2 protein-coding genes are annotated in these 1246 nt (G+C 75.5%); both read left to right on the top strand.

Annotated elements, in window-relative coordinates; translation table 11 throughout:
- On the top strand, positions 1–196 hold a 196-nt coding region (locus tag ACZ6ZR_RS34560; RefSeq protein WP_465649286.1), incomplete at its 5' end, for a hypothetical protein.
- Positions 193–1246 (top strand): GNAT family N-acetyltransferase (locus ACZ6ZR_RS34555; protein ID WP_465649285.1); only part of this gene is annotated, 1054 nt, incomplete at its 3' end. The genes ACZ6ZR_RS34560 and ACZ6ZR_RS34555, both read left to right, overlap by 4 nt.

Below are 1246 nucleotides of genomic sequence, written 5' to 3'. Positions count from 1 at the left end.
GGTGATGATGACCCGCCGCCCGCGCCCCTCCGCCGCCGAGCAGCCGGCCGCGCCCGCCGGGCCGGCCCCCGCCGGGGACTCCGAACGTACCGTCACCCTCTCGCCGGACGTCCCCAAGGGCCGTACGGAGAGCGCCGAGAAGACCGGGACCAAGGCCGCCGACAAGGAGCCGCAGCAGGCGGGGAGCCGTCGATGACCACCGAGATCTCCGGCATCAGCCTCCCCGGCCAGACCGGAGCGGGCGCTCCCCGGTGGACCGCCGAGGTCCGCCGCGAGGACGACGCCCTGGAGCAACTGGCCGCCGAGTGGGACGGGTTGGCCTCCCGCTGCGCCACCGCGACCCCGTTCCAGGCCGCCTGCTGGCTCGCCTCCTGGTGGCGCCGGTACGGCACCCCGGGAGGCCTGGTCGTGGTCCTGGTCCGCCGGGACGACCGGCTGGTCGGGGCGGCGGCGCTGCGGCGCCGGGGCCCGTTCGGAGGGCTGACCAACCTAGGGGCGGGGCTGGTGGACTTCACCGACGTCCTGCTGGACGACTCCTGCGCCGACCGGGCCGCCGCCGAACTGGCCGCCGCCCTCCCGCTGCACCGCCCGTGGCACTCCCTGGAGTTGCGCGAGGTGCACCCGGAGGCCGCCGTCCAGCAGGTGTACCGGCACTGGCGCGGCCGTCGGCACCGGTTCGCCGACTCGCTCTGCCAGTACCTGCCGGCGGTGCCGATGGACGAGCTGCTCAAGCGGCTGCCCGGCAAGACCGCCCAGCGCAGCCGGGTGAAGCTGCGCAAGAACGCCGAGGTCGGGGTGGAGGTGCTCACCACCACCCCCGAGGAGGTGCCGGAGGCGGTGCGCGACCTGCTGCGGCTGCACTTCGAGCAGTGGCAGGAGCGCGGGATCACCCCGGAGCACCGCACCGAGCGCTTCGCCGCCCACCTCACCGACTCGACCCGGGGCCTGGTGGCCTCGGGCCGGGCCGCGCTCCACCGCTTCGTGCTGGACGGGGAGTTGGTGGCGGTCAACCTGGTGCTGCTCTGCCCGTCCTTCGGCGGCCTCTACATGTACGGGGCCACCCCGGCGCTGCGCGAGCGGGTGGACATCGCCGGGCTGCTGTTCGGCGCCGCGCTGGACGAGGTGCGGGCGGCGGACATCCCGGTGCTCAGCCTGCTGCGCGGCCAGGAGCCGTACAAGCAACGCTGGCGTCCCGACCAACTCCCCAACCAGCGGCTGGTGCTGGGCCCGGGCCGGCTGGCGCCCT

The organism is Kitasatospora sp. NPDC088742 (genome assembly GCF_055584905.1).
This window is presented reverse-complemented; position numbering and strand designations above follow the sequence as displayed.